Source organism: Xanthobacter aminoxidans (genome assembly GCF_023571765.1).
Classification (GTDB): domain Bacteria; phylum Pseudomonadota; class Alphaproteobacteria; order Rhizobiales; family Xanthobacteraceae; genus Xanthobacter; species Xanthobacter aminoxidans.
Genome location: NZ_JAMJXC010000008.1, coordinates 14,985 through 41,029 on the forward strand (window position 1 = coordinate 14,985; position 26,045 = coordinate 41,029).

Genomic DNA, 26,045 nt, shown 5'->3' on the forward strand with positions numbered 1-26,045 from the left:
CTTCGGCCGCGGCCATCCTTTGCGTTTCCGTGAGGGGCGCAAAGGAAACGGCCGTGGGTTTTGATGTCGTGTTGGGATCGATGACGCTTGAGACCTGGGCGGCGTTCGCCGGGGCCTCGGCCGTCCTCCTCGTCATTCCCGGCCCCACCGTGCTGCTGGTGGTGTCCTATGCCCTCGGGCAGGGGTGGCGGACGGCGCTGCCCATGGCGGTGGGTGTCGCGCTCGGCGATTTCACGGCCATGACCCTGTCCATGCTCGGCGTGGGCGCGCTGCTGTCCGCCTCGGCGAGCGTGTTCCTCGCGGTGAAATGGGCGGGTGCGGCCTATCTCGTCTATCTCGGCATCAAGCTCTGGCGCGCGGGCGGGACGCTCGATGCGGCGCCACGCACGGAACGCTCCGCGCCGCTGAAGATGATGGCCCATGCCTGGCTGGTGACGGCGCTGAACCCCAAGAGCATCACCTTCTTCGTGGCCTTCCTGCCCCAGTTCCTCGACCCGCACGCGGCCTTCCTGCCGCAGTTGCTGGTGTTCCAGGCGACCTTCCTGACCCTCGCCTTCCTGAACGCGCTCGCCTATGCGCTCGCCGCCTCCCGCGCCCGCCGCGCGGTGCGCAGCCCGCGGGTGCTCGGCGCCATCAACAAGGCGGGCGGCTCCCTGCTCATCGGCGCGGGCATCGCCACCGTGGCCGTGCGCAGCGGCAATTCCTGAGCCTCACCCCCGCGCGATGGCGTGGAAGAAGCTGCCGGTGACGCTGCCCCGGCGGCTGCCGGCCGGCCCGAGGGGGCGGCCTTCGGCGTCCGAGAGGTCGGCGAGGGGTTGGTCCTCTCCGCGCGAGAGTATGGTTGCGTAATGGAATTCGTGGCCGCGCACCCACGCCCCCTCCGGCCCCAACGGCGAGGGGGCGATGAGGCGCGCCTGCCGGTAGCCCAGATTCATGCGGCGCTTGGCGAAGCTGGTTTCCAAATCGATGAGGCCGAGCATGGCATGGCGCACGCCCTCCGCATCGACGAGGCCGGCGCCCAGCGCCATGTAGCCCCCGCACTCCCCATGCACCGGCTTCCCCGCCGCCGCGAAGGCATGGACGCCGGCGCGGAAGCGCTCCGCCGCCGCCAGCCGTCCGGCATGCAGCTCGGGATAGCCGCCGGGCAGCCAAAGCGCATCGCAGCCTGCGTCCGGCGCCTCGTCCGCCAGCGGCGAGAACGGCACGATCTCCGCCCCCTGCCCGCGCCAGCCGGCGAGCATGTGGGCATAGACGAAGCCGAAGGCGGCATCCTGCGCCAGCGCGATCCTCTGGCCGGGCGGCGGCAGCAGCGCGGCGTTGTTTCCCTGCCCCGCCCCTTCAACCGCCCGAAATGGCGCGGCGGCGGCGAGGATGCCGTCGAGGTCCAGATGGGCCTCGGCAAGATCGGCCAGCGCCGCGAGGCGGGCCGGCAGATCCTCCGTCTCGCCCGCCTGCACGAGGCCGAGATGGCGCTCGGGCAGCACGATGTCGGTGGAACGCGGCACCGTGCCCAGCACGGGCACGCCGAGGGGCGCGACGGCCTCGCGGATCATCCGCTCGTGCCGCTCGCTGCCCAATTTGTTCAGCACCACCCCGGCGATGCGCACGGCCGGATCATGCCCGATGAAGCCGCGCAGCACCGCCGCCGCCGTCTGCGACTGGCCGGAGACATCCAGCACCAGCAGCACCGGCAGGCCGAGCCGTGCCGCCACATCCGCCCCCGCGCCGGTGCGGCCTTTTTCCACCGCCACCCCGTCGAACAGGCCCATGGCCCCCTCGCCGATGACGATCTGAGCCCCCTCCCCCGCCAGCCCGGCGAGATGATCGAGCAGCGCCGGGGGCATGGCCCAGCTGTCGAGGTTCAGCCCCGGCCGACCGGTGGCGGCGGCGTGGAAGGCGGGGTCGATATAATCCGGCCCGGACTTGATGGCCCGCACCGCCTTGCCCCGGCGCCGCAGCGCCGCCAGCAAGGCGAGGGTCACGGTCGTCTTGCCCGAGCCGGAGCGCGGGGCGGCGATGAGCAGGCCGCGGGGCGCCGTACCGCTCATCCCGCTAGCCCTTCCTTGCTGGCACCCGGCCGGCTATCACGGAGCCCATGAACACGGGCGACACCGCCGACGACGCACCCGACAGGCCGCTGAAGCGCGGCTGGACCACCGGCACCTGCGCGGCCGGCGCGGCCAAGGCGGCGTTCGCGGCGCTGGTCACGGGCGACTTTCCCGATCCCGTAGAGGTGGAGCTGCCCTCCGGCGCCCGCCCGGCCTTCGCCCTCGCCATGCATGATCGCGACGCGCAAAGCGCCACTGCCGGCATCGTGAAGGATGCGGGCGATGATCCGGACGTGACCCACGGCGCCCTCGTCCGCGCCACCGTGCGGCGCGGCGCGGCGGGCGCGGGCATCACCTTCAAGGCGGGCGCGGGTGTCGGCACGGTCACGCGGCCGGGCCTGCCCATTCCGCCCGGCGAGCCGGCCATCAATCCCGTGCCCCGCCGCATGATCGCCGCCGGCATCGCAGAAGTGGCCGCCGCCCACGGCGTCGCGGGCGATGCGGAGGTGGAGATTTCCATCGAGGATGGCGCGACGCTGGCGCTGAAGACGCTCAACCCGCGCCTCGGCATCGTCGGCGGCCTGTCGGTGCTGGGCACCACGGGCATCGTCGTGCCCTATTCCTGCGCGGCGTGGATCCACTCCATCCATCGCGGCATCGATGTGGCCCGCGCCATGGGGCTCGATCATGTGGCCGGCGCCACCGGCTCCGCTTCCGAGGCGGCGGTGGCGAAGCTGCACGGGCTCGACGAGGTGGCGCTCATCGACATGGGCGATTTCGTCGGCGGAATGCTGAAATATGTTCACACCCACCCCGTGCCCAAAGTGACAGTGGCCGGTGGCGTCGCCAAGATGACGAAGCTCGCGCAGGGCTTCCTCGACCTGCACTCCAAGCGCGGCAGCGCCGACCTTCCCGCCCTCGCCCGCCTCGCCGCCGAGGCCGGTGCGGATGCCGATCTGTGCGCCCGCATCGCCGGGGCGAACATGGTGGCGGAGGCCTTCCAGATCGCGGCGGCCGCCGGCTTCCCGCTGGGGGATTGCGTCGCCCGCGCCGCCTGGGGCACCGCCGCCCGCGCCCTCGACCGGGCGGATGTGCTGCTGGAAATCACCGTCTTCGACCGCGACGGCGCCCTCATGGGCCGCGCGCCGCTCCTGTCCGCCAAAGGACCCGCAAGGCGCTGAGCGGCGGATCATTCACCACCCCCGCGAAAGCGGCGGACATAGGCGGTGTCATAGAGCGCACTCTCGCGGAAATCCTCCGCAGCCAGCGCCCGCCCCACGAGGATCAGCGCCGTACGCGGGATGGGATCTTCGGCGAGCTTGTCCGCGATATCGCCGAGCGTGCCCCGCACCACCCGCTCGTTGGGCCACGTCGCCCGCGCCACCACCGCCACCGGGCAGTCCGCGCCCAGCACCGGCACAAGCTCCGCCACCACCTGCTCCAGCGCATGGATGGCGAGATGGATGGCGAGCATCGCACCCGTCTGCGCGAAGGTCGCGAGCTTCTCCGCCTCCGGCATGGCCGAGGCTCGGCCGGAGACGCGGGTGATGACGAGGCTCTGCGCCACCTCCGGCACGGTCAGCTCACGCCCGAGCACGGAAGCCGCCGCCGCGAAGGCCGGCACGCCGGGCGTGAGCGTGTAGGGAATGCCCCGCCGCTCCAGCCGGCGGATCTGCTCGGCCACCGCGCTGTAGACGGAGAGATCGCCCGAATGCAGCCGCGCCACGTCCTCGCCCGCCTCAAAGGCGCGGACATATTCCGCTTCGATCCGGTCGAGGTCGAGCGGCGCCGTATCGACGATGCGCGCGCCCGGCGGGCACCAGCCGAGCATCTCCGCCGGCACGATGGAGCCGGCATAGAGGCACACCGGGCAGCGGGCGATGAGATCGCGGCCGCGCACGGTGATGAGATCCGCCGCGCCGGGGCCGGCGCCGATGAAATGGACGGTCAAACCACACCCTCCCGCCGCGCCAGTGCGCAGGTGACCGGGCCCAGCGCGAGGCGCGGACCGAGCAGGCGGCCGTGGGCCCCTGCGGCTGCGAGCGCGGCCGTCTCTGCGGCGGAAGGCACGCGCAGCAGCGCCACCACCCGCTCCGAATGGGTCTTGGCCCGGCTGGAGGCGGCTTCCAGCTGGCTCTGCGGCACCAGCACCAAGGGCAGGCCGAGCAGCGCCGCCGCCTCGCTGATGCCGGCCTCCCCACCCTTCACCGCCGGGGTGGCGACGAGGGACACATCGTCCCGCCCAAGCTCGGCGCGCGCCAGGGCGGCGTCAAAGGCGGCGATCACCTCCTCCACCGACACGCCCCGCTTCGAGCCGATCCCGGCCACGATCATGCGCCCTCTCCCGGCCGGGGTTTCTCCCAGCGCCATTGCGTCACCGGCATGGCGGGGCGCCAGCCGGTCATGCCCTTCACCGCCACCGATCGCGCCAGCGAGATGCGCGTGAGCGTCCCGCCGAGGCGGGCATGAGCGGCGATCAGCAGCGCCTCGGTCTCCAGCGTCACCGCATTGGCCACCATCCGCCCGCCGGGCTTCAGTGCCGCCAGAGCCGTATCGAACACGCCGGGCTCGCTGGCGCCACCGCCGATGAAGATCACATCCGGCGTGGGCAATCCGGCAAGGGCGCCCGGTGCCGCACCCTCCACCACCTTCAGGTGGGGCACGCCGAGCTTATGTGCATTGCGGCCGATGCGGGCCGCGCGCTCGGCATTGCCCTCGATGGCGATGGCCGCGAGCGAGGGATGCGCCAGCAGCCATTCGATGGCGATGGAGCCCGCCCCGGCGCCGATATCCCACAGCAATTCCCCCCGCCGGGGCGCGAGAGAGGAGAGGGTGAGCGCCCGCACCTCGCGCTTGGTGATCTGCCCGTCATGCTCGAACAGATCGTCCGCGAGGCCGGCAGCGAGCGGCAGGACGGGCGCATCGGGCGTGGCCCGCACCTCCAGCGCCACCACATTGAGGGCGGCCACGTCGCCGAGATCAAACCCCTGGGCCGTGGCGCTGCGGATGCGCTCCGCCGGCCCGCCCAGCGCCTCCAGCACGGTCAGGCGGGAGGCGCCGCAGCCGTGGGCGGTGGCGAAAGCCGCCACCTGCGCCGGTCCGTCACCGTCCGAGGTCAGCAGCAGCAGCCGCGCGCCGTCCTGCAGGAAGGACCTGAGCCGGGCCAGCGGGCGCCCGTGGAGGGAAACCATGTCCACCTCCTGCTGCGCCCAGCCGAGCCGCGCGGCGGCCAGCGCGAAGGCGGAGGGGGCGGGAAAGGCGGCCATCTCCCGCGCCGGCACATGGCGGGCAAGGCTCGCACCGACGCCGTAGAGAAACGGATCGCCCGAGGCGAGCACGCACACCCGCTGCCCGCGCGCCGCCAAGACCCCATCGAGGCTGAAGGGGCTCGGCCACACCCGCGCCTCGCCTGTCACCAGATCCCCGGCCAGCGCGAGATGGCGCGCCCCGCCGAACACGATGGCGGCGGACGAGATGGCGGCGCGGGCGGCGGGGGAAAGGCCCTGCGCCCCATCCTCGCCGATGCCGACGATGGACAGCCAGCGCCCGGCCGGGGCAGTGTCGGTGGCGATGGAAACCCCTGCCTCAGCCATGACACCCCACATCCTTCTCCTCGGCGGCACCGGCGATGCCCGCGCCCTGGCAACCCGGCTCGCGCCCCGCACGGACATCCGCGTCACGCTCTCGCTTGCCGGCCGCACCGAAAATCCGGCGCCCCAGCCGGTGCCGGTGCGCGTCGGCGGCTTCGGCGGGCCGGCCGGGCTGGAAGATTATCTCAAGGCGGAGGGCATCGCCGCCGTCATCGATGCGACGCATCCCTATGCGGCGCGCATGTCCTTCAACACCGCGCTCGCCTGTGCGGCTGCGGGCGTGCCCCTGCTCGCGCTGCGCCGGGCGCCATGGCAGCCCCAGCCAGGCGACCGCTGGCGCGAGGTGGCGGATGTGCCGGCCGCCGTGGGGGCGCTGGGGGAGGTGCCCCGCCGGGTGTTCCTCGCCCTCGGCCGCAATGAGGTGCGCGCCTTCGAAGCGGCGCCGCAGCATGTCTATCTGGTGCGCAGCGTCGATCCCGTCACGCCGCCGCTCAACGTGCCGCAGGCCGAATACGTGCTCGGACGCGGGCCGTTCGGTGAAGCGGAGGATCATGCGCTGCTCAAGGCCCACGGCATCGACACCATCGTTGCCAAGAACAGTGGCGGCAGCGCCACCTATGGCAAGATGGCGGCGGCGCGGGCCTTGGGCATCGAGGTGATCCTGATCGCCCGCCCGCCGGTGCCGGACGTGCCCGCCGTGGAGCGCCCGGCCGAGGCCGAGGCCTGGCTCGACGGCATCCTCGCTCACGGCGCGGGGGCCGAGCGCGGCGCATAGACGAGGGGCGACTTCCCCTCGCGCGCCACGATGCGAGTCTCGGCGGTGCCGATGAGGACGCAGGTGGCCATGTCCGCCCGCGCGGGATCGGCCTCGGCCAGCGTCGCAAGCGCGATGCGCTCGTCGTCCCGCCCCGCCGCACGGCCGAACACCACCGGCACGGAGCCCGGCAGCTTTTCCCGCAGCAGCTCGAACGCGCGGCCGAGCTGCCAGGGCCGCGCCTTGCTGATGGGATTGTAGAGGGCGATCACGAAGCCGGCCTCGGCGGCGAGCGCGAGGCGCTTTTCCACCAGCGGCCAGGGCTTGAGATTGTCCGAGAGGGAGATGGCGCAGAAATCGTGGCCCAGCGGCGCGCCGCAGCGGGCGGCCACCGCGAGCATGGCGGTGACGCCGGGCACGATCTCCACGTCCAGCGCCCGCCATTCCGCCGGGCCGTGCTCGATGGCCTCGCACACCGCCGCCGCCATGGCAAACACGCCGGGATCGCCGCCCGACACCATCACCACCTTCGCCCCGGCCACGGCCGCCTCAAGGGCGGCAGAGGCGCGGGCGATCTCCTCGCGATTGTCCGAAGGCCGCCGCTCCTGCCCCGGCCGTTCCGGCAGGCGGGCGAGATAGGGCACGTAGCCGAAAAGGATGTCCGCCGCCGCCACTGCCTCTGCGGCTTCCGGCGTCATCTGCCGCGCCGCGCCGGGGCCGAGGCCGACCACCGTCAGCCGCCCGCTCACGCCGCGCGCTCCCAGCCGGGCACCAGCACGATGGCGAAATAGGGCGCGCGCTCGTCGGCCCGCTCGGCGAGGGGAATGAGCGCGCAATCGGCCATGGTGCCGCGCTCCACATAGACGGCCCGATCGAGCCGGCCGGCAGCGGCCAGCGCGCGCCGGATTTTCGGCAGGTTGCGCCCCACCTTCATGATGACCGCCGCATCCGCCTCGGCGAGGCGGCGGGCGAGTTCGGCCTCATCCAGCGTGCCGGGCAGCACCATGAGCACATCGTCGCCCTGCGCGATGGGGGCGCCGGCTTCCGACCAGCAGCCGGACATGCCGGTGACGCCGGGGATCACCTGGGTCTGGAACCGTCCGGCGAGGCGCACATGGATGTGCATGTAGGAGCCGTAGAAGAGCGGATCGCCCTCGCTCAGCACCGCCACCGTGCGGCCGGCCATGAGATGCTCGGCCACCGCGGCGGCGGAGGCGTCGTAGAAGGCGCCGATGGCCGTGCGATAGGCCTCGTCGTGCCGGTGGATTTCGGTGGTGACGGGATAGAGCAGCGGCAGCTCCACCGCGCCCGGCGGGAAGTGCGCGGCGGCCACCGTGCGGGCGTGGCTGACATTGCCGGCCTTGGCGAAATAGCCCACCACATCAGTGCTTTGCAGCGCCTTCACCGCCTTGAGGGTGAGAAGATCGGGATCGCCCGGGCCGACGCCCACGCCGATGAGATGTCCCTTCACAGCCCGGCCCTCGCAAGCGCGTTCACAGCGGCCGACGTGATGGCGCTGCCGCCCAGCCGCCCGCGCACGATGGCGAAGGGCACGCCGCGCGGATCGTCCGCCAGCGCATCCTTGGATTCCGCCGCGCCCACGAAGCCCACCGGCATGCCGAGGATGGCCGCCGGCTTGGGCGCACCGCGATCCAGCATTTCCAGAAGGTGGAAGAGCGCGGTGGGCGCATTGCCGATGGCGACCACCGACCCGGCGAGGTGTTCGCCCCACAGTTCCAGCGCGGCGGCGGAACGGGTGGTGCCGAGCTTTTCCGCCAGCGCCGGCACCGCCGGATCGCGCAGGGTGCAGATGACGTCATTGCCAGCCGGAAGCCGCGCGCGGGTGATGCCGTGGGCCACCATCTGCGCATCGCACAGGATGGGTGCGCCGGCCTGGAGCGCCGCGCGCGCGGCGGCAACCGAGCCGGGGCCGAACACGAAGTCCCGCGCCGCCTCCACGAGGCCGCAGGCGTGGATCATCCGCACCGCCACGTCCTCCTCCTCCGCCGAGAAGCGGGAGAGGTCGGCTTCCGCGCGGATGATGGCGAAGGATCGCTCGTAGATGGCCGTGCCGTCGCGCACGTAATCGAGGGGAAGGGTCATTCTGCGCGGCTCGTCACGTCGTCTTTTCCGGCCCGTCTGTTGTCGCCGTGCCCGCCCACAGGCCCGCCAGATCCAGGCGGGCAAGGAGCGCACGTGTCGTTTCACCCGGATTTCGCCGGGCCGCCAGCGTCGCGGCGAGGGATGCGACAGCGGCGGGAAGGTCCGCCGCCGGCCGCACCGGGCGCGCCGCGCCGGAGGCAGGGCCGTCATGCACCAGTGCGGCGCCGCCGTCCATGCCCACGAAGGCGAGGGTCGTCGGCGCGGGGTGGGCGCAGCCCTTGGTACAGGCGGAGAGGTGCAGAGACACCGTCCCATCCAGCAGCGGCGCGAATGCCTGCGCCAGCACCGGCGCGAGCGCACGGGCCGGGATGTGGGCGGAGGCGCAGGCCGGCGCCCCGGCACAGGCGGCGACGGCGGCGCGGGAATCGTTCGCGGCGGTGATGCAGCCGAGGGCGGCGATGCGCGCGGCGAAGGCATCGACACCGGCTGGCGAAAGCCCGGTGGCGAGGAGCGTGCGCTCGGGTGCCGGGCGCAGGTCCCGCGCGCCGGTCGCTTCCGCCGCTTCGGCAAGGGCCTCGAACTGCGCGGCATCACCCGCCCCGAAGGGCAGGCCAAAGCCGAAGGCCAATGTGCCATCGGCCAGCGGAATGCGCCCCAGCGGCGGCGCGGCTTCGGCCACGCGCGCCCGCCCGCCACATCCCGGCAGATCGGTGGCGCGGGCGGCGCGACCCAAGGCGGCGATGGACGCGAGCGCGGCCAATGCCTCGGCCGCTGCGTCGCCCTCGGACAGCACGCGGGCCGGTCCATGGCCGATGGTGAGCGCCCAGTGTCCCGGCCAAGCTGCGACGAGGCGCACATCCGCCTTCTGCCCGGCGAGGCTGACCGCGCCGCCGCCCTCCACCACCACCGACACCTTCGGCCCCAGCTTCCCCACCAGCGGCTGCGCCCCGGCGATGATCGCGGCGGCGAGCGGATGCCCGTCCGCGATCTCGGTCGGGTCCATCCCGCCCAGCGGCGAGACATCCACCGCGAGGCCGAGGCGCGGCGTGATGCCGAGCGCGACCACCGCATCCTGAAGCATCGGCACGGACTCTTGCGTCAGCCCGCGCACCTGAAGGCTGCCGCGCGCCGTCACCTCCATCATCCCGTTGCCGAGGCGGCGGGCAGCGTCGGCCAGCCCGCGCAATTGCGCCGGGGAGAGCCGGCCATCAGAGGGAACGAGGCGCAGGATGAGGCCGTCGCCGGTCTCCATGGGCGCAAGGAAGGCCGGGCAGGCGCCGCGACGGGTGGGAGGAATGGGCGTCATTCCGCGGCCTCCCGGCCGGCTTCGGCGCGGAGGGCGTCGAGATCACTGTCGAGATCGTTGCGCCGCGCATGCCACAGGCCGCGCCGCCGGGCATCGGCGAAGCGGCGGGCGATGGCGCGGGCGGCGGCGGGGTTCTGCGCGAGCAGGAAGGCGCGCACCTCAGGGTCCATCACATAAGCAGCGTGGAGGCGGTCGAGCAGCGCGGCGGGCACCTGCTCCGTGGTCTCGGCGAAGGCGACGAGGCGGTCCACCGTCTCCGCCAGCTCCGATGCGCCGCGGGGGCCATGGCGCATCTGCCCGGCGATGAAGCGGGCGGAGACGCGCCCGTGCACCAGCCGCGTCAGCGCCTCCTTCAGCGGCCGGGCGCGGGGGCGGTCGGGATCGGTGGTGTCGAGCACGACGAGATGGGCCGCGCGGCCCAGCGCCGCGCCGGCCGCCGCGAAGCCGCCCATGAAGGCCGCATCCTCGCTGCCGTCGAGGAGGTCGCGGGCGGCATCGTCCGCGCCATGCACCAGCGCATCCGCTTCCGCGAGCCGGGCCGCGAACAGGCCGGGCGCCGGGCGCGCCAGCCCGTCCGCTCCACCATAAGCGTGGGAGGCGGCGGCGAGATAGGCGTGGCCCAGCTCTTCCCGCGTCTCGAACGCCCCGCGCTGCAAGGTCGCCTCGATGCCCGCGCCATAGGCGCCGGGAGCGGAGCCGAACAGGCGGGACAGGTCCTCGCCCTTGAGGCGGGCCTCGGCGAGGGGGTTTTCAGTTCCCTCCTCGTCGCGGTTGGCCACCGCGCGCACGGCGGCATCGAGCAGCGCGATCTGGGCGGGGAAGATGTCGCGGAACAGGCCGGAGATGCGGAAGGTCACGTCGATGCGCGGGCGGCCGAGCACGGCGGGCGGCAGCACCTCCACGCCCGTGACGCGGCCGGTCGCGGCCTCCCACACCGGCCGGCAGCCGAGGAAGGCGAGGCCCTGGGCGATCTCCTCGCCCCCGGTCCGCAGGCTGGCGCTACCCCACAGGTCCAGCACCAGCGCACGGGGCCAGTCGCCCTGTTCCTGAAGGATGAGGCGCACCGCCTCGTCCGCCGCCTTGCGGGCGAGGTCGCAGGCGGTGGGGGTGGGCAGCGTGCGCGGATCGGCGGTGAAGAGATTGCGCCCGGTGGGCAGCACATCCCGCCGCCCCCGCGCCGGAGCACCGGCCGGGCCGGCGGGTACGAAGCGGCCATCGAGGGCGGTCAGCAGCGCGCGGGTTTCCGCCTCCGCCGAGGCGGCGCGCAGCGGGTCGGCCTCGCCCTCAGCCATGGCGCCGAAGATGTGGAGGCCATCCTTCACCGCCAGATCCTTCAGGTCGCACAGCCACGCATCGATGCGGCGCAGCGCCTCGTCCGGGTCGGCGCCGGCGGCAACGCCGGCTGTCGCAGCAAGGCCGGTCTCGGCGGCGGTCTCGACGATGAGGGCGGCGAGGCGCTCGCGGCGGCGGCGGTCGAGGCCGTCCGCCTGCGCATATTCATCCACCAGCCGCTCCAGCCTTTGCTCGGCCTCGCTGAGGCCAGCGGCGGCGAGCGGCGGTGGCAGGTGGCCGATGGTGACGGCGGCGAGCCGGCGCTTCGCCTGCGCCGCCTCGCCGGGATTGGAGACGATGAAGGGATAGACCACCGGCAGCGCCCCCATCACCACCTGCGGGAAACAGGCCGGGGTCAGCGCCACCGCCTTGCCCGGCAACCATTCCAGCGTGCCATGGGCGCCGAGGTGGACCACCGCATGGGCATCCAGCCCTTCCCGCAGCCACAGGCCGAAGGCGAGGAGCCCATGGCGGGGCGGCAGGCTGGCGTCGTGATAGTCCGCCCGCCGGTCGAGGCTCGCTCCGCGATCAGGGGCGAAGGCCAGCGTGATATTGCCGGAACGGGCGAGGCGGAAGCGGAAGGCGTCGTCGGTGACGTCCGCATCGTCCTCCGCCGCGCCCCAGGCGGCGGTGACGGCGGCGCGTGCGGCCTCCGGCAGAGCGGCGAAGAGGCGGCGGTAGGTGGCGAGCGCCAACGCGGGCTCGGGATGGAACGCGGCGAGGAGCGCCTTCGCATCGTCAGGGACGGGGCCGGCGCCGTAGCCGGCCGCCGCGAGCGTTCCGAGCATCCGCCGCGCGCTCTCGGGCACATCGAGGCCCACCGCATAGCCGGAGCGCCCCTCCGCGCCGGGATAATCCGGCAGGATCAGCGCAATCCGCCGCTCCGCGCGGGGCGTGGCGGCGAGGCGCACCAGAGCCGCCGCGCGGTCCGCCACATGGGCCACCGCCTCCGGCTCCGGCCGGTTCACCGCGGCGGTGAAGGCGAGGTCGGCGTCGGGCGGGGCGAAATCCTTGAAGGAGAGGGCGCCGGCCAGCACCCGCCCGTCCAGCTCCGGCAGCACGACGTGCATGGCGAGGTCTGCCGCCGAGAAGCCGCGCGGGCTCCCCGCCCACGCCTCCCGCGCCGTGGTGGCGGGCGCCGCCTGTAGCACGGGCGGGCCGCCTTCCGGGAACAGCTCCGCCGCATCGCCGGCCGCGAAGGCGGTGGTGGTGAGGAGGATGGCGGGGTCCAGCGCCGCCGTCGCCGCCCGCACGGCGGCGCGGGCGTCCGGCGCCTTCAGGCTGGGGACGAACAGGCAATGGGCGGCGATGCCCCGTGCCTCCAGCGCTGCCGCCAGCGCATCCACGGCGGCGGTGTCTGCGGCGAGCCACTGGGAGCGGTAGAAGAGAATGAGCGCGTTCGGCCGCCCCTGCCCTTCCCTGCCCTTGTCCCGCCCGCGCACGTCCTCCAGCGTCGCGAGTCCGGCGCCGGGGCGGTGGAAGGCGGTGGCCGGCACGGGGTGCGGCGCGGGGATGGCATGGGGCGCGCGAAAGCCCGCCGCCTCGCCCATATCGGCGAGCAGGGCCGCCATGTTCGCCGGCCCGCCCGCGCGGAAATAGCCGAGCCAGCGGGCGAGCGTATCCTGCGGCAGCGTGGAGAGAGCGGCGAGGCGTGGGTCGTCCTGGTCCTCGCCCGGCAGCAGCGCGAGGGCGATGCCACGGGCGCGGGCCGTGGCGGCCAATTGCTCGGCCCCGTAACGCCACCAATCCAGCCCGCCGAGCTGGCGCACCAGCACCACCTTCGCCTTGGCCGCGACCTTCTCCACCCACAGGTCCACCGACATGGGGTGGCGCAGATCCTTCAGCCGCGCGAGGCGCAGGCTGGGCACCGCACCGCCGCGCGCCCGCCAGGCGGCGGCGAGGGCGATGAGATCGCTATCGGTGAAGGAGAGGGCCACCATGTCGCCGGGCAGCTGGGCGAGGTCGACCGGCTCGGCCAACTCCTCCAGGCTCGTCGATGTGGTGGCGAGGATGTGCATGGCCTAGCCGAGGATGGCCTGTTCCACCGCCGCGCGGTCGAAGCCCTTGAGGCCGATGACCACCAGCGCCCCGCGCCGGGCCTCTTCCGCACCCCACGCGCGATCGAAATGGTGCGACACGCGCGGGCCGACGCCCTGCACCAGCAGGCGCAGCGGCTTGCCTTCCACGGCGGCGAAGCCCTTCACGCGCAGCACGTCCGGCGTCTCCGCCGCCTTCACCACGCGCGCGGCGAGCGCGGCGGGATCGGCGATCTCGGGCAAGGCCAGGACGATGCTCTCGAACTCGTCGTGGTCGTGGTCTTCCTCGTCGTCGTGATGGGTGCGGCGGGTGTCGATCAGGTCTTCCGCGCCGACGCCGAGGCCGAGCAGCACGGCCAGATCCACCTTGCCGCCGGATGACCGCACCAGCTTCACAGCGCGCGGCAGAGCACCGGCCACCGCCTTCTCGGCGGCGATGAATCCGGCCGCATCGAGCAGATCGGACTTGGAGAGGATGACGAGGTCGGCGCAGGCGATCTGGTCCTCGAACACTTCTTCGACGGGATCGTCATGGTCGAGGCTCTCGTCCCCGGCCCGCTGCGCGTCCAGCGCGGCAAGATCGGGGGCGACGCGGCCTTCGGCGAGGGCCGGGCCGTCCACCACCGCGATCACGCCGTCCACCGTCACCCGGCCCTTGATGGCCGGCCACTGGAAGGCCTGCACCAGGGGCTTGGGCAGCGCGAGGCCGGAGGTCTCGATGAGGATGTGGTCCACCTTCGGCGCGCGGGCGAGGATCTGGTCCAGCGCCGGCACGAAATCATCCGCCACGGTGCAGCACAGGCAGCCGTTGGCCAGCTCCACGATGGAGCCCTCGTCGCAGCTCTCGATGCCGCAGCCCTTCAGGATCTCGCCGTCGATGCCCACGTCGCCGAACTCGTTGACGATGACCGCGAGGCGCTTGCCGCCGGCATTCTCCAGCACATGGCGGATCAGCGTCGTCTTTCCGGCGCCGAGGAAGCCGGTGACGATGGTGCAGGGCACGCGGGCGAGGGAGGTCATCGGGTCTCCTTGAGGGTGAGCGGGGGAATGCGCGCGACCATGCCGCGCTTGAGCACGTCCGGCCGGCCGCGCCAGGGCATCAGGCCGTCCGGCGAGCCGGCGAGCAGGGCCGCGCCGGTGAGAAGGTCGGGGGCGCTGTCGGGGGAGAGGTCCCCGAACACATAGGTCCAGCCGTCGCGGCGGACCATGGCGGCGGAGAGCGCGCGCTTGCAATTGGCGAGGCAAGAAACGCCTTCGACCGCGACGCCTTCGGGGAGGGACGCGGCGCAGGCGGAGGCGAGGAGGCGCGCGCCGTCGCGCTCGGCCAACTGCTGAGTTTCCTGTGGGGCTTCGCTGCCGGGGGCGCGGCAGGTGGTGCAGATGAGGAGGGTGACGGCGGGAGCGGTTTCGCGCGCGGCTTCTGGCGCAGCCTGGGACGCGCAGCCGACCTCCGGGCTTTCGCCGCCCGGCTCGGGTGCTGTGCTGTCGGGAATCGCGCCGCGCTCCACCGAAACGTCCACGGGTGCGAGCGCCCGCGCGCACGGGCTCGAAGGGACGCAATACCGGAGCACCCCGCCCGGCGCGGACCTCGTCGAAGGCAGGTCTCCTGGCTCGCGGTTCACCGCCCCCGCCGCCTTCCCGGATCACTCCAGTGGCGTCTGGCAGGGGCTCACCGCCGACAGTTGCGGGGGCAGCCGCGGCATTGGGGGTCTCCCCGCACCGCATTCCCTTTTACGCCCGTGTGGGACCACGGGACCTTCGACGCCGCCACTAAAGGCAGTGGCGGGCGGGATTGTCAAATGAGGGCGTGGAACCGCGTTCGACGGCTCGGATACAACCCGTCATGGCCGGGCTTGTCCCGGCCATCCACGTCGGGCAGACAGGACCATCGCCTGAAAGATGTTCCCAGCCCCACCACGTGGATGCCCGGCACAAGGCCGGGCATGACGGTGAGGGGGCGAGACAGCGCGCAATACGCCCCCGCCCCTACCCCTCGATGCGGTCGAAATCGGCAATGCCGCGGGTGGCGGCGCGGATTTCGTCGAGGAGCTTCAGGCGGTTCTCGCGCAGCGCGGGATCGGGGTCATTCACCGTCACGGCGTCGAAGAAGGCGTCCACCGGCTGGCGCAGGTCCGACAGCGCGGTCATGGCGGCCTCGAAATCCTCGGCCGCGACGGCCTGGGAGACGCGGGCCTTCACGGTTTCAATGGCGTCGGCGAGGCGCTCCTCGGCCGGCTCCTTCAGCAACGCGGCGACGGTGGGGCCGGCGAAGGCGCGGCCGTCCTTCTTCTCCTCGATGCGCAGGATGTTCACCGCGCGGCGATAGCCGGCGAGCAGGTTCCTGCCATCCTCGGTGGCGAGGAAGGCGGCCAGCGCCTCCACGCGGCGGACGACGAGGAGGAGGTCGTCCTGCCCTTCGAGGGCGAAGACGGCATCGACGAGGTCGTGACGGGCACCGCGGTCGCGGAGGTAGACTTTCAGGCGATCAGCGAAGAAAGCGAGGAGGTCGATGGTGTGGGCGGCGACCAAACGCCCAGCAAACGGAGCCGATACTTTCGCGGTGCCTCGGAACGTATCGGGTGCTTCTCCGGACTGGGAGGGCTGCTCCTCACGGAACTTAACTCGACTAACTCTGTAATCAGACGCTTCGTCCAGGATCGCTACCAGCCGAAGCCTCAGCTCATTTTCGAGAATGATACGAATGACGCCAAGAGCCGCCCGACGAAGCGCATAGGGATCTTTGCTGCCGGTCGGAATTTCCTTTGCATCCCAGAAGCCTTCAAGCGTGTCGATCTTGTCCGCCAATGCCACAGCCACCGAGACAGGCGCCGTGGGCACACGGTCGTTCGGACCCTGCGGCTTGTAGTGCTCCTCGCATGCGGCGGCGACATCCGGGGGCAGGTTCTCGCCCTCGGCATAATAGCGGCCCATGAGGCCCTGAAGCTCGGGAAACTCTCCAACCACCTCAGTGAGAAGGTCTGCCTTGGCAACATTAGCGGCGAGTTTGACCTCACTTACAAACCGCCCATAGCTGCCCTCGAAGAACTTGGTACTGACCTGTCCGGTCCGCTCCATAAGCTCGGCGATGAGAACAGCCAAATTCTCGATGCGCTCGATGCGCTCGGCCTGGGAGCCCAGCTTCTCGTGGAAGGTGATGGACTGGAACTTGGGCATGCGGCTGGCGAGGCCGTTCAGCCGGTCCGTGTCCCAGAAGAATTTCGCGTCCGACAGCCGGGCGCGGATGACGCGCTCGTTGCCGGCGACGATGGCCGCGCCGCCGTCCGAGGCGACGAGGTTCGAGATGAGGATGAAGCGGTTGGCGAGGCGCCCGGTCTTGGGGTCCTTCAGCACGAAGCACTTCTGGTTGGCGCGGATGGTGGCGCGGATCACCTCGTCCGGGATGTCGAGGAAGCGTTCCTCGAACGATCCCATGAGAACCACGGGCCATTCCACCAGCCCGCACACCTCGTCCAGCAGGCCCTCGTCCTCCACCAGCTCAAGGCCGGCGGCGAGGGCGAGATCCTTGGCGTCGTTGAGGATGATTTCCTTGCGACGATCGCGGTCGGCCACCACCCTGGCGGCCTCCAGCTTCGCCATCCAGTCGTCCAGCCGCTTCACGGTGAAAGGCTCGGGCGCCATGAAGCGGTGGCCGCGGGTGACGTTGGAGGCCTCGATGCCATCCACCGAGAAATGCACCACCTCCGGCTCATCCCCCTCGGCGCCGAAGGTGGCGACGATGGAATGCAGCGGGCGCACCCAGCGCAGCGTGCCGGACCCCCAGCGCATGGATTTCGGCCAGGGGAACTTGCGGATGATGTCCGGCACGATCTCGGCCACCACCTCGGTGGTGGCGCGGCCGGGCTTTTCCACCACGGCCACGTAGAAATCGCCCTTCTTGGGGTCGGACTGGATGGTCGCCTGATCGAGGGAGGCGAGGCCCGCCGCCTTCAGGAAGCCGGCCACCGCCTGCTCGGGGGCCCCCACGCGCGGCCCCTTCTTCTCTTCCCGCTGGTCGGCCTGCCGGCCCGGCAGGCCGTGCACGGCGAGGGCGAGGCGGCGCGGCGTCACGAAGGCTTTCGCGCCCTCATAGAGCAGGCCGCGCTCCACCAAAGCGTCGGTGACGAGCTTCTTCAGCGCGTCGGCCGCCTGGGCCTGCATGCGGGCGGGGATTTCTTCGGAGAAGAGTTCGAGCAGAAGATCGGGCATCGGTTCGGGCTCGTCCTCCCCATGCGGGGAGGCTGGCGCTTGCGCGCGGCGGGTGAATTTCGCGGCCTGTGCTAGTGCCTTTCGGCCGCCGCGTCGAGGGGGCGGGCTCAGTCGAGGGAGCGGCCGCGCATCTCCGTGAGCCCCAGCGCGGCGAGGAAGGCCACCACGCCGCCGGCGATCATGAAGAAGGCCGGGGCCATGGCATCGCCGGTGAGACTCACCAGCAAGACCGCCACCATGGGCGCCGTGCCGCCGCCGAGGCCGAGGCCGAGATTCCAGCTCAGCCCTACCGCCGTGCAGCGGGTGTGGCGGGGAAACATCTCCACCAGCGCCACCGCCATGGGTCCACCATAGATGGAAACGATCACCGCAAAACCCAGCTGCCCCAGCAGCGCCAGCCCGGCCGAGCCGGAACCCAGCAGCAGGAACAGCGGCCAGGTGAACACGGCAAGGCACAGGAAGCCGCCGACGATGAGCGGCTTGCGGCCGATGCGATCGGACAGCGCGGCGAAGCCGAAGCACCCCGCCATCACCACCGCCATGCTCACGGCGTTCAGCTCCAGCGCCACATGGGGAGTGAAATGGTCCTGCTGCTGCAGCCAGGTGGCGAGATAGACGAAGGAGAGGTAATAGGCGATGCCCAGCACGATGTTGATGAGCGTCGCCCTGAGGATGCCGCCGCCACTCTCGCGGAAGGCCTCCACCACCGGCAGCGTCGGCCGGTGCACCGGCTTCACGTCGCGCGCCACCGTCCGGCGCAGGATGAGGGCGAAGCCGCCGAGCAGGCAGCCGAGCAGGAAGGGAATGCGCCAGCCCCAGGAGGCGAGGTCGTCCGCCGACATGAGGCCGGAGACGAGCGCCCCCACCGCCGAGCCCAGCAGCATCCCGCCGTTGCAGCCGACGATGACCAGCGAGGTCACCGCCCCCCGCCAGCGCACCTGCGCATTCTCCGCCAGGAAGACGGCGGAGGTCATGTATTCCCCGCCCACCGACAGCCCCTGCGCGAGGCGCAGCACCAGCAGCAGCACGGCGGAGAGAACCCCGGCCGTCTCATAGGTGGGCAGGAGGCCGACGCAGAAGGTTGAGATGCTCATGAGCGCCGCGGAGGACATGAGCGCCGCGCGCCGGCCCAGCCGGTCGCCGATATGGCCGAACAGCACCGAGCCCAAAGGCCGCATGAGGAAGGAGGCCGCGAACACGCCGAACACCGAGAGCATGGCCGCTGTCGGGCTCGACTCGGGGAAGAAGTTGCGGGCGAAGATGCTGGCGAGGAACCCGTAGACGGCGAAATCGTACCATTCCAGCACGTTGCCGAGCATGCCGGCAGCCATCAGCCGGCGCGAGAGGACGGGCGCGCCGTCGGGCGCCATCCCGCCGGAGACGTCTTCGGCCTCGTTGTGCGCAATGCTGCTCATCAATCCCGTTCCTGCTCCGCTCAAGCGTTAGGGCCAATGGGAAGGTGCGTCCAGCACCCGGCCCCGGCGTTCGGCGAGGGCCGCGACGCCCACCAGAGCGACGGCCGCCAGCCCCATCAGGTGGACCGCCGGCGCCATGGTGAGGCCGAGGCCGGTCACGAAATAGGTGGCGAGCATGGGCGCGAAGCCGCCGGAGACGCCGATACCGAGATTCCACGCAAAGCCCATGGCGCTGCACCGCACCGGCGTCTCGAACAGTTCCACCAGCAGCGCCGGCAGCGGGCTCGTGACCGCCGCGGCCATCACCGAGAAGACGAGCTGCGCCGCCAGCACTTCCGCCGGGCTGCCGCCGCGCAGCAGCAGGAACAGCGGCCAGGAGAGAAGGACGAAGCCGGAAAGCCCCGCCGCCACGATCCGGCGCCGGCCGATGCGGTCCGACAGCGCGCCGAACAGCAGGCAGCAGATCACCGACACGATCAGCGCAAGGGTGGTGAAGCCAAGGGCGGTCGCGGGGGCAAGGCCGGCCTCCTGCTCCATATAGGTCGGCAGGTAGACGAACAGGAGATAGGTGTCGGCGCCGACGAATACGGTCACCAGCATCGCGGCGACGATGGAGCCGCCCGCCTCCCGGAAGGCCCGCCTCAGCGGCAGGCCCCTGGCCTTGCTGCCCCCGCGATCGCCGGGCCGGGGCCGGCGCAGCACCAGCGCGGTGATGCCCAGCACCGCGCCGAGCAGGAACGGCACCCGCCAGCCGAAGGCCTGCATCGCCTCCGCCGACAGGAGCGCGCTCAGCAGCGCGCACACGCCGGAGCCGATGAGCGTGCCGGTCTGCCCGCCCGCCGTGGAGAAGGCCGCCGTGAGCCCGCGATGGCGGGGCACCGCGTGCTCGGCGAGATAGATGGAGGAGGTGGTGTATTCCCCACCGATGGACAGCCCCTGCAACAGTCGCAGGATGAGGAGCAGCAAGGGGGCGAGGACGCCGACGGTCGCATAGGTGGGCAACAGGCCGATGCCCACCGTGGCGCAGCTCATGACCGAGACCGAGGCGATGAGGGCGATGCGGGGGCCGAACCGGTCGCCCACATGGCCGAACAGGATCGCCCCCAAAGGCCGCATCAGGAAGGCCGCGCCGAACAGGCCGAAGGCGGAGATGAGCCCCACCAGCGCATCCTCGGCCGGAAAGAAGGTGCGGGCGAAGATGGGCGCGAGGAAGCCGTAGGAGGCGAAGTCGTACCACTCCAAGAGATTGCCGATGGCACCGGCCGCGAGCAGGCGCGGCGACGCGCCGCCCGGATGGGACGCGTCCGGCGGCCGGATGCCGGACAGGTCACGGGGGCCGACATCGGTGGCGGTCATGGCGGGTCCGGACGGCGGGCGGGTGCGGCTCCGTTTCAGCTACCACCCGAATGGAGGTCGGGGCAATCCCTTACCGCTGACCCTCAGGCGGCTGCGCCGCCGCCGGCCGTCTTCAGCCATGCGGCGCCGCAGGCCTTGGCGAGTTCCCGCACCCGCAGGATGTAGCTCTGCCGCTCGGTGACGGAGATCACGCCGCGCGCGTCCAAGAGGTTGAAGACGTGGGAGGCCTTGATGCACTGGTCATAGGCCGGCAGGGCCATGTCGTGCTTTTCGCCCTTGTCGCCGAAGGCCAGATACTTGTGGCAGGCGGTCTCGGCCATGCGGAACTGCTCGAACAGCATGTCCGTGTCGGCGGCCTCGAAATTGTGCCGGGAATATTCCCGCTCGGCCTGAAGGAAGACGTCGCCGTAGGTGGTCTTCTCGGCGCCCTCGCGGCCGTTGAAATTGAGATCGTAGACGTTCTCCACGCCCTGCACATACATGGCGAGGCGTTCGAGGCCGTAGGTGAGCTCACCCGAAACCGGGGAGCACTCGAAGCCCGCCACCTGCTGGAAGTAGGTGAACTGCGACACCTCCATGCCGTCGCACCAGCATTCCCAGCCGAGGCCCCAGGCGCCCAGCGTCGGGCTCTCCCAGTCGTCTTCCACGAAGCGCACGTCGTGCAGCTTCAGGTCCACGCCGATGGCCGCTAACGATTGCAGGTACAGCTCCTGCAGGTTCTCCGGCGAGGGCTTCAGGATGACCTGGAACTGGTAATAATGCTGGAGCCGGTTGGGGTTCTCGCCATAGCGGCCGTCCTTGGGGCGGCGCGAGGGCTGCACATAGGCTGCCTTCCAGTGCTTCGGGCCGAGCGCACGCAGGGTCGTCGCCGGGTGGAAGGTGCCGGCGCCCACTTCCATGTCGTAGGGCTGGAGCACCACGCAGCCCTGGTCCGCCCAGAATCGCTGAAGGGTCAGGAGCAGCGCCTGGAACGAGCGGTCGGGGCGCATATGGGCGGGAAGGCTCTCGTCGATCATTTCGGAACAGCTCGCAGCAACGTGACCCCGGCGCGCCCTCCCCGGCAGCGCGGGACGGGGGGCCTCAGGCGCGCGGACACTAGGCAGTGGCTGGGGCGATTGCAACGTGGGCGGGGCAACTTCGCTTTGGCCGGCTGAAAATCGGCACTGAACCGAAATGCGGTCTCCGCGGTTGTCCTGCCGTGCAGTCAATTGGAGGGAGACCCCGCATGAACATCGCGAAGTATGCCATTCCCGTCGCCGCCGCCGCCCTCATCGCCATGACCGGCGCCGCCAGCGCCCAGTCCGGCACCGCGCCCGGCCAGAACCCTCAGCGCGGCCCCGCGCAGGAAGGCGGACGCACCCAGGCCACCCCCGGCCCCAGCGGCAGCGGCATGACCGCGCCCGGCCCCGGCGTGCCGTCCACTCCGCATTCCGGCATGTCCGCGGGCCAGGATACCCACAAGGGACCGGCGCAGGAGGCCGGCCGCACCCAGGCGACCCCCGGCGGCTCGGCCAGTGGCAACGCGCCGGCCATGGACACCACCGGCACGGTGACGCCGCGGTCCGGCACCACCCCGGGCCAGGACACGCACAAGGGTCCGGCGCAGGAAGGCGGCCGCACCCAGGCGACCCCCGGCGGCACGCGCTGAGCGTACTGAACAAAGAAAAAGCCCCGGAGCCATGCTCCGGGGCTTTGACTTGACGCGCGGCGGCTTCGATCAGCCGCGGCTGCGGGCGCGGACCATGAAGTCGTCGTAGGTGAACTCGACGATCTGCCACCACAGATAGGCGTTGTTGCGGAACGTCTTCATGTCCTCGTAGATCTTCTTGAAGTCCTCGTTCTTGCCGCCGATTTCCTCATAGAGCTGCTGCGAGGCCTTGTAGGCGGCGTCCATCACGTCGCTGGGATAGCGGCGCAGCTGGGTGCCGGCCTTCACGAGGCTCTGCACCGACACCGGGTTCTTGGCGTCGTAGCTTGCGAGCATGCTCTCGTTGGCCTGCGCCATGGCGGCGGTGAGGATGGACTTGTAGTTCTTCGGCAGCTCGGCGAGCTTGTCCTGGTTGACGAAGAAGTTGAGGGCGGCGGAGCCCTCCCACCAGCCCGGGAAGTAATAATACTGGGCGACCTTGTAGAGGCCGAGCTTCTCGTCGTCATACGGGCCGACCCACTCGGCCGCGTCGATGGTGCCCTTCTCCAGCGCGGGATAGATGTCGCCGCCGGCGAGCTGCTGCGGCACCACGCCGAGCTTGGCGAGCACCTGGCCACCGATGCCGGCGATGCGCATCTTGAGGCCCTTGAGGTCCTCGACGGTCTTGATTTCCTTGCGGAACCAGCCGCCCATCTGGCCGCCGGTGTTGCCACCGGGGAACATCACGACGCCGTACTTCTTGTAAAATTCGTTGAGCAGGTTCATGCCGTTGCCGAACAGGAACCACGCGTTGATCTGGCGGGCGTTGAGGCCGAACGGCACGGCGGTGCCGAGGCCGAAGGTCGGATCCTTGCCCACGTAATAATACGACGCCGAGTGGCACATCTCGACGGTCTTGTTGGTGGTGGCGTCAAGCGCCTGCAGGCCGGGGACGATTTCACCCGCCGCGAACACCTGGATCTGGAACTTGCCGTCGGTCGCGTCGGCCACCTGCTTCGCCATCAGCTCGGCGGCGCCGTAGATGGTGTCGAGGGACTTGGGGAAGGACGACGTGCAGCGCCACTTCACTTCCGGCGCCGTCTGGGCGATCGCCGGCATGGCCACGGCTGCGGAAGCGGCGACACCCGCGCTGGCGGCGGTGAGGAACTCACGGCGTTTCATGGAGAACTCCCTGGGGCTCTTTCACATCGCAGCGCCGCTTCTATGGGCGGGCCGTCGTACCGCTTTTAGAGCACGCGCCGTTCGGGCTCAACGCGGAGGAAGGTATGAATCGCCGCGCGCCGGGGAAAAAATGCCCCGGCGGCTCAAATTCGCGGCACCGGATCGGCCGGGGCCGCCGGTGCGTCACTCGATGACGATGCGCGGCGCCTGCCGGGTCTGGGCGGTGGCCTTGTCGAGGGCCGCCTTCACACCGGTCGCCACATGCCGGTAGGCCGCCGCCTGCGGGCTGTCGGGATCGGAGATCAGGATCGGCAGGCCGGCGTCCGACATCTCCCGGATGCGCATGTGCAGCGGGATCTCGCCGAGGAACGGCACGCCCAGCTTGTCCGCCTCCGCATGGGCGCCGCCGTGGCCGAAGATGTCGGACCGGCCGCCGCAGTGCGGGCAGATGAAGTGGGACATGTTCTCCACAACGCCGAGGATCGGCACGTTCACCCGCTCGAACATGGCGACGCCGCGCCGGGCATCGATGAGGGCCAGATCCTGCGGGGTGGAGACGATGACCGCGCCGGCAAGGTTCACCTGCTGCGCCATGGTGAGCTGGGCATCGCCCGTGCCGGGGGGCATGTCCACCACCAGCACGTCGAGCGGACCCCACTTCACGTCCTTCAGCATCTGCGAGATGGCGGACATCACCATCGGCCCGCGCCAGATCATCGGCGTGTCTTCCTCCACGAGGAAGCCGATGGACATCAGCTGCAGGCCGAAATTCTCCAGCGGCAGCATGGTCTTGCCGTCCGCCGTGGTCTCCGGCTTCTGGGCGACGCCGGTGAGGCGCGGCACCGAGGGGCCGTAGATGTCGGCATCGAGCAGGCCGACCTTCAGGCCGAGATCCCGAAGCGCGATGGCGAGGTTGATGGAGGTGGTGGACTTGCCCACGCCGCCCTTGCCCGAGGCCACCGCGATGATGGAGGCGACGCCCGGCACGGCGATGCCGCGCGGCGCAGGGGCTCCTCCATGCGCACCGCCATGGGCATGGCCGTGGCCATGACTATGCGCGGCCGGGGCGGCAGGCGCCTGCTTGCGCTCGGCGGTAAGGGTGACGAGGGCCGAGGCGACGCCCGGCAGCGCCTTCACCGCGTTCTCAGCGGCGATGCGCACATCCTCCCACGCCCGTGCCTGGGCCGGATCGATGTTGATGGAGAGATAGACCTTGCCCGACGTGACCACGACGCCGGACAAGGCCGGCGAGACGGAAAGCGCCACGCCTTCGGGCGTGCGCACCTTCGCGAGCGTGGAACGGACGGTGTCCTCGGAAAGCTCGGCCGTGTGGCTCATCATGTCACTCAACTCCCCGGCCGGGCGACGCGCATCTGGGGCAGGCGCGGAGGCCGGGCTGGAATGATTTGAAATCATCTTCTGATTCGCACGAGAGGCGGCGACTGCAAAGCCCGACATATGAGCGCTGATTAAACGCTAGGCAGAGCTGACGCCGATCTCCCATGCGCATTCTTTTAATCCGGCTGTTGCGGCAGGGCTATATTTCCATTATTCACGAAATATGGAATTGAATCAGGCCGTCCCCGTCTTCTCCGCCCTCGCCCATGAGGGGCGCCTCAGTGCGCTGCGCCTTCTGGTCGAAGCAGGGCCGGACGGGCTTGCGGCCGGGGAGATGGCGCGGCGGCTCGGCATTCCCCCGAATACGCTGTCGGCCAGCCTCTCCGTGCTCGCCCACGCCGGGCTTGTGACATCGCGCCGCGATGGCCGCTCCATCATCTATGCCGCGCTGTACGAGACGGTGAGCGATCTCATCGCCTTTCTCACCGACAAGTGCTGCGGGGGCCAGCCCGAGCTGTGCGCTCCGGCGGGGCCGGAAGCCGGCACGTGCGCCCCGAAGACCGCGCAGGAACGGCAGCCGTCATGAACCAGATCAGCCCGCCCGCCGCCGCGCTCGCGGAGGCCCGGCCCGTTGGCGGGGAGACCCGGCCGATCGCGGCGTCTCCCGCCTTCGATCTGTCCCGGCGGCTCGCCGCCGAAACCCTGGGAACCGCGCTGTTGCTCGCCATCGTCATCGGCTCGGGCATCATGGGCGAGCGGCTGGCGGGCGGAAACACGGCGATCGCCCTGCTGGGCAACACGCTGGCCACCGGCGCAGGGCTGGTCGTGCTGATCGCCGCCTTCGGCCCGGTGTCCGGGGCACACTTCAATCCGGCGGTGACGCTGGTGTTCGCGCTGCGGCGGGAGATCGGCTGGCGTACGGCCGGCGCCTATGTGGCCGCCCAGCTTGCCGGGGCCGTCGCGGGCGTCCTCGCCGCCCATGCCATGTTCGCCGAGCCCATGGTGCAGATTTCCGGCAAGCTCCGGGACGGGCCGGCACAGGGCTTTTCGGAAGCGGTGGCGACCTTCGGCCTCGTCACGGCGATCCTCGCCACCGTGCGCGTGCGCCCGCAGATGGTGCCGGCCGTGGTCGGCCTCTATATCACCTCGGCCTACTGGTTCACGGCCTCCACCTCGTTCGCCAACCCGGCGGTGACGCTGGCGCGGAGCCTCAGCGATACCTTCACCGGCATCGCGCCCCAGTCCGTTCCCCTGTTCCTGCTCGCCCAATCGGCGGGCGCCCTCGCCGCCGCAGCCCTGTGCGGCTGGCTTTTCCGCGAGAGATCCCGCCCATGAGCGATTTTCCCGTCACCATCTACCACAACCCGCGTTGCGGCACGTCGCGCAACACCCTGGCGATGATCCGCGCCGCAGGCGTCGAGCCCACCGTGGTCGAGTATCTGAAGACCGGATGGACCAAGGCGCAGCTCACGGACCTCGCCGCCGCCACCGGCGCGCCCCTGCGCGATCTCCTGCGCGCCAAGGAGCCGCTCCTCGCCGAGCTGAAACTGGCCGAGCCGGGCGTGACGGATGCGCAATTGCTCGACGCCATGGTCGAGCACCCCATCCTGGTGAACCGGCCCATCGTGGTGACGCCCAAGGGCACCCGCCTGTGCCGGCCTTCGGAGGTCGTGCTCGACCTGCTGGAGACGCCGCCGGAGAGCTTCACCAAGGAGGACGGCGAGGTGGTGACGACCGGTCGCTAGGGAGACG

24 protein-coding genes and 1 riboswitch are annotated in these 26,045 nt (G+C 71.2%); of the genes, 7 read left to right on the forward strand and 17 right to left on the reverse strand.

The window, feature by feature from the left end; genetic code table 11:
- Positions 1 to 80: 80 nt before the first annotated feature.
- The gene (locus tag EJ105_RS13670) at positions 81 to 707 is read left to right on the forward strand and encodes a LysE family translocator (RefSeq protein ID WP_024279976.1); all 627 of its coding nucleotides are present in this window, start codon (positions 81 to 83) and stop codon (positions 705 to 707) included.
- A gap of 3 nt (positions 708 to 710) precedes the next feature.
- Here the strand turns inward: EJ105_RS13670 and EJ105_RS13675 are convergent, their stop codons facing one another.
- A complete protein-coding gene (locus EJ105_RS13675) occupies positions 711 to 2,048 on the reverse strand; it encodes a cobyrinic acid a,c-diamide synthase CobB (protein WP_250166752.1) in 1,338 nt (445 codons plus the stop codon).
- Between the two features lie 47 nt (positions 2,049 to 2,095).
- Here EJ105_RS13675 and EJ105_RS13680 point away from each other — a divergent pair, with 47 nt between their 5' ends.
- Positions 2,096 to 3,229 (forward strand): cobalt-precorrin-5B (C(1))-methyltransferase, encoded by a 1,134-nt coding sequence (locus tag EJ105_RS13680; protein ID WP_250166753.1) that lies wholly within the window; start codon positions 2,096 to 2,098, stop codon positions 3,227 to 3,229.
- An 8-nt stretch (positions 3,230 to 3,237) separates the two neighbouring features.
- Here EJ105_RS13680 and cobM read toward each other — a convergent pair whose 3' ends face one another.
- From cobM to cbiE, 3 genes are read right to left on the reverse strand one after another with little or no spacing between them, the layout of a single operon-like run.
- Complete coding sequence (gene cobM / locus EJ105_RS13685; protein ID WP_250166754.1) at positions 3,238 to 3,999, reverse strand: precorrin-4 C(11)-methyltransferase; 762 nt, start codon at positions 3,997 to 3,999, stop codon at positions 3,238 to 3,240.
- Complete coding sequence (locus EJ105_RS13690) at positions 3,996 to 4,382, reverse strand: cobalamin biosynthesis protein (RefSeq protein ID WP_229643402.1); 387 nt, start codon at positions 4,380 to 4,382, stop codon at positions 3,996 to 3,998. Before EJ105_RS13690 ends, cobM begins: the two co-directional genes overlap by 4 nt.
- Complete coding sequence (cbiE, locus tag EJ105_RS13695; RefSeq protein WP_250166755.1) at positions 4,379 to 5,641, reverse strand: precorrin-6y C5,15-methyltransferase (decarboxylating) subunit CbiE; 1,263 nt, start codon at positions 5,639 to 5,641, stop codon at positions 4,379 to 4,381. Before cbiE ends, EJ105_RS13690 begins: the two co-directional genes overlap by 4 nt.
- Here cbiE and EJ105_RS13700 point away from each other — a divergent pair.
- Entirely contained in the window at positions 5,640 to 6,413 is a 774-nt protein-coding gene (locus EJ105_RS13700; protein ID WP_250166756.1) for a cobalt-precorrin-6A reductase, read from the forward strand. The genes cbiE and EJ105_RS13700 overlap by 2 nt on opposite strands.
- Here EJ105_RS13700 and EJ105_RS13705 read toward each other — a convergent pair.
- The 11 genes from EJ105_RS13705 to EJ105_RS13755 form a co-directional block, all read right to left on the reverse strand.
- On the reverse strand, positions 6,383 to 7,141 hold the full coding sequence (locus tag EJ105_RS13705) for a precorrin-3B C(17)-methyltransferase (protein WP_250166757.1): 759 nt from the start codon (positions 7,139 to 7,141) through the stop codon (positions 6,383 to 6,385). The genes EJ105_RS13700 and EJ105_RS13705 overlap by 31 nt on opposite strands.
- The gene (locus EJ105_RS13710; protein WP_250166758.1) at positions 7,138 to 7,863 is read right to left on the reverse strand and encodes a precorrin-2 C(20)-methyltransferase; all 726 of its coding nucleotides are present in this window, start codon (positions 7,861 to 7,863) and stop codon (positions 7,138 to 7,140) included. Before EJ105_RS13710 ends, EJ105_RS13705 begins: the two co-directional genes overlap by 4 nt.
- Entirely contained in the window at positions 7,860 to 8,495 is a 636-nt protein-coding gene (locus EJ105_RS13715; protein ID WP_250166759.1) for a precorrin-8X methylmutase, read from the reverse strand. The genes EJ105_RS13710 and EJ105_RS13715 overlap by 4 nt, the downstream gene beginning before the upstream one ends.
- A 13-nt stretch (positions 8,496 to 8,508) precedes the next feature.
- Positions 8,509 to 9,801, reverse strand: a complete 1,293-nt coding sequence (gene cobG / locus EJ105_RS13720; protein WP_250166760.1) for a precorrin-3B synthase — start codon at positions 9,799 to 9,801, stop codon at positions 8,509 to 8,511.
- A complete protein-coding gene (cobN, locus tag EJ105_RS13725; protein WP_250166761.1) occupies positions 9,798 to 13,151 on the reverse strand; it encodes a cobaltochelatase subunit CobN in 3,354 nt (1,117 codons plus the stop codon). Before cobN ends, cobG begins: the two co-directional genes overlap by 4 nt.
- A gap of 3 nt (positions 13,152 to 13,154) precedes the next feature.
- Positions 13,155 to 14,189 carry a cobalamin biosynthesis protein CobW gene (gene cobW / locus EJ105_RS13730; RefSeq protein ID WP_250166762.1) on the reverse strand — a complete coding sequence of 345 codons (1,035 nt, stop codon included), beginning with the start codon at positions 14,187 to 14,189 and terminating at the stop codon, positions 13,155 to 13,157.
- Positions 14,186 to 14,689 carry a DUF1636 family protein gene (locus tag EJ105_RS13735; protein WP_347881318.1) on the reverse strand — a complete coding sequence of 168 codons (504 nt, stop codon included), beginning with the start codon at positions 14,687 to 14,689 and terminating at the stop codon, positions 14,186 to 14,188. Before EJ105_RS13735 ends, cobW begins: the two co-directional genes overlap by 4 nt.
- Positions 14,690 to 14,748: 59 nt before the next feature.
- A riboswitch (cobalamin riboswitch) is annotated at positions 14,749 to 14,944 on the reverse strand.
- Between the two features lie 211 nt (positions 14,945 to 15,155).
- On the reverse strand, positions 15,156 to 17,375 hold the full coding sequence (gene glyS, locus EJ105_RS13740) for a glycine--tRNA ligase subunit beta (protein ID WP_250166763.1): 2,220 nt from the start codon (positions 17,373 to 17,375) through the stop codon (positions 15,156 to 15,158).
- A 107-nt stretch (positions 17,376 to 17,482) separates the two neighbouring features.
- A complete protein-coding gene (locus EJ105_RS13745) occupies positions 17,483 to 18,790 on the reverse strand; it encodes an MFS transporter (RefSeq protein WP_250166764.1) in 1,308 nt (435 codons plus the stop codon).
- Positions 18,791 to 18,817: 27 nt separating this feature from the next.
- Positions 18,818 to 20,146, reverse strand: coding sequence for an MFS transporter (locus tag EJ105_RS13750; protein ID WP_250166765.1), 1,329 nt, complete (start codon positions 20,144 to 20,146; stop codon positions 18,818 to 18,820).
- An 83-nt stretch (positions 20,147 to 20,229) separates the two neighbouring features.
- Complete coding sequence (locus tag EJ105_RS13755; protein ID WP_250166914.1) at positions 20,230 to 21,159, reverse strand: glycine--tRNA ligase subunit alpha; 930 nt, start codon at positions 21,157 to 21,159, stop codon at positions 20,230 to 20,232.
- Positions 21,160 to 21,371: 212 nt separating this feature from the next.
- Between EJ105_RS13755 and EJ105_RS13760 the strand changes: the two genes are divergently transcribed.
- On the forward strand, positions 21,372 to 21,794 hold the full coding sequence (locus tag EJ105_RS13760; RefSeq protein WP_250166766.1) for a hypothetical protein: 423 nt from the start codon (positions 21,372 to 21,374) through the stop codon (positions 21,792 to 21,794).
- A gap of 69 nt (positions 21,795 to 21,863) precedes the next feature.
- Here EJ105_RS13760 and EJ105_RS13765 read toward each other — a convergent pair whose 3' ends face one another.
- Complete coding sequence (locus tag EJ105_RS13765) at positions 21,864 to 22,955, reverse strand: TRAP transporter substrate-binding protein (RefSeq protein WP_029557616.1); 1,092 nt, start codon at positions 22,953 to 22,955, stop codon at positions 21,864 to 21,866.
- Positions 22,956 to 23,138: 183 nt separating this feature from the next.
- Positions 23,139 to 24,296 (reverse strand): Mrp/NBP35 family ATP-binding protein, encoded by a 1,158-nt coding sequence (locus EJ105_RS13770; RefSeq protein WP_250166767.1) that lies wholly within the window; start codon positions 24,294 to 24,296, stop codon positions 23,139 to 23,141.
- A 220-nt stretch (positions 24,297 to 24,516) separates the two neighbouring features.
- Between EJ105_RS13770 and EJ105_RS13775 the strand changes: the two genes are divergently transcribed.
- Genes EJ105_RS13775 through arsC form a run of 3 tightly spaced genes read left to right on the forward strand, consistent with a single transcriptional unit; the run spans position 24,517 to position 26,038 of the window.
- Positions 24,517 to 24,879: an ArsR/SmtB family transcription factor gene (locus EJ105_RS13775; protein ID WP_250166768.1), complete on the forward strand. Its 363-nt coding sequence runs from the start codon at positions 24,517 to 24,519 to the stop codon at positions 24,877 to 24,879.
- Complete coding sequence (locus EJ105_RS13780) at positions 24,876 to 25,628, forward strand: aquaporin (RefSeq protein ID WP_250166769.1); 753 nt, start codon at positions 24,876 to 24,878, stop codon at positions 25,626 to 25,628. The genes EJ105_RS13775 and EJ105_RS13780 overlap by 4 nt, the downstream gene beginning before the upstream one ends.
- On the forward strand, positions 25,625 to 26,038 hold the full coding sequence (gene arsC, locus EJ105_RS13785; protein ID WP_250166770.1) for an arsenate reductase (glutaredoxin): 414 nt from the start codon (positions 25,625 to 25,627) through the stop codon (positions 26,036 to 26,038). Before EJ105_RS13780 ends, arsC begins: the two co-directional genes overlap by 4 nt.
- Positions 26,039 to 26,045 lie beyond the last annotated feature (7 nt).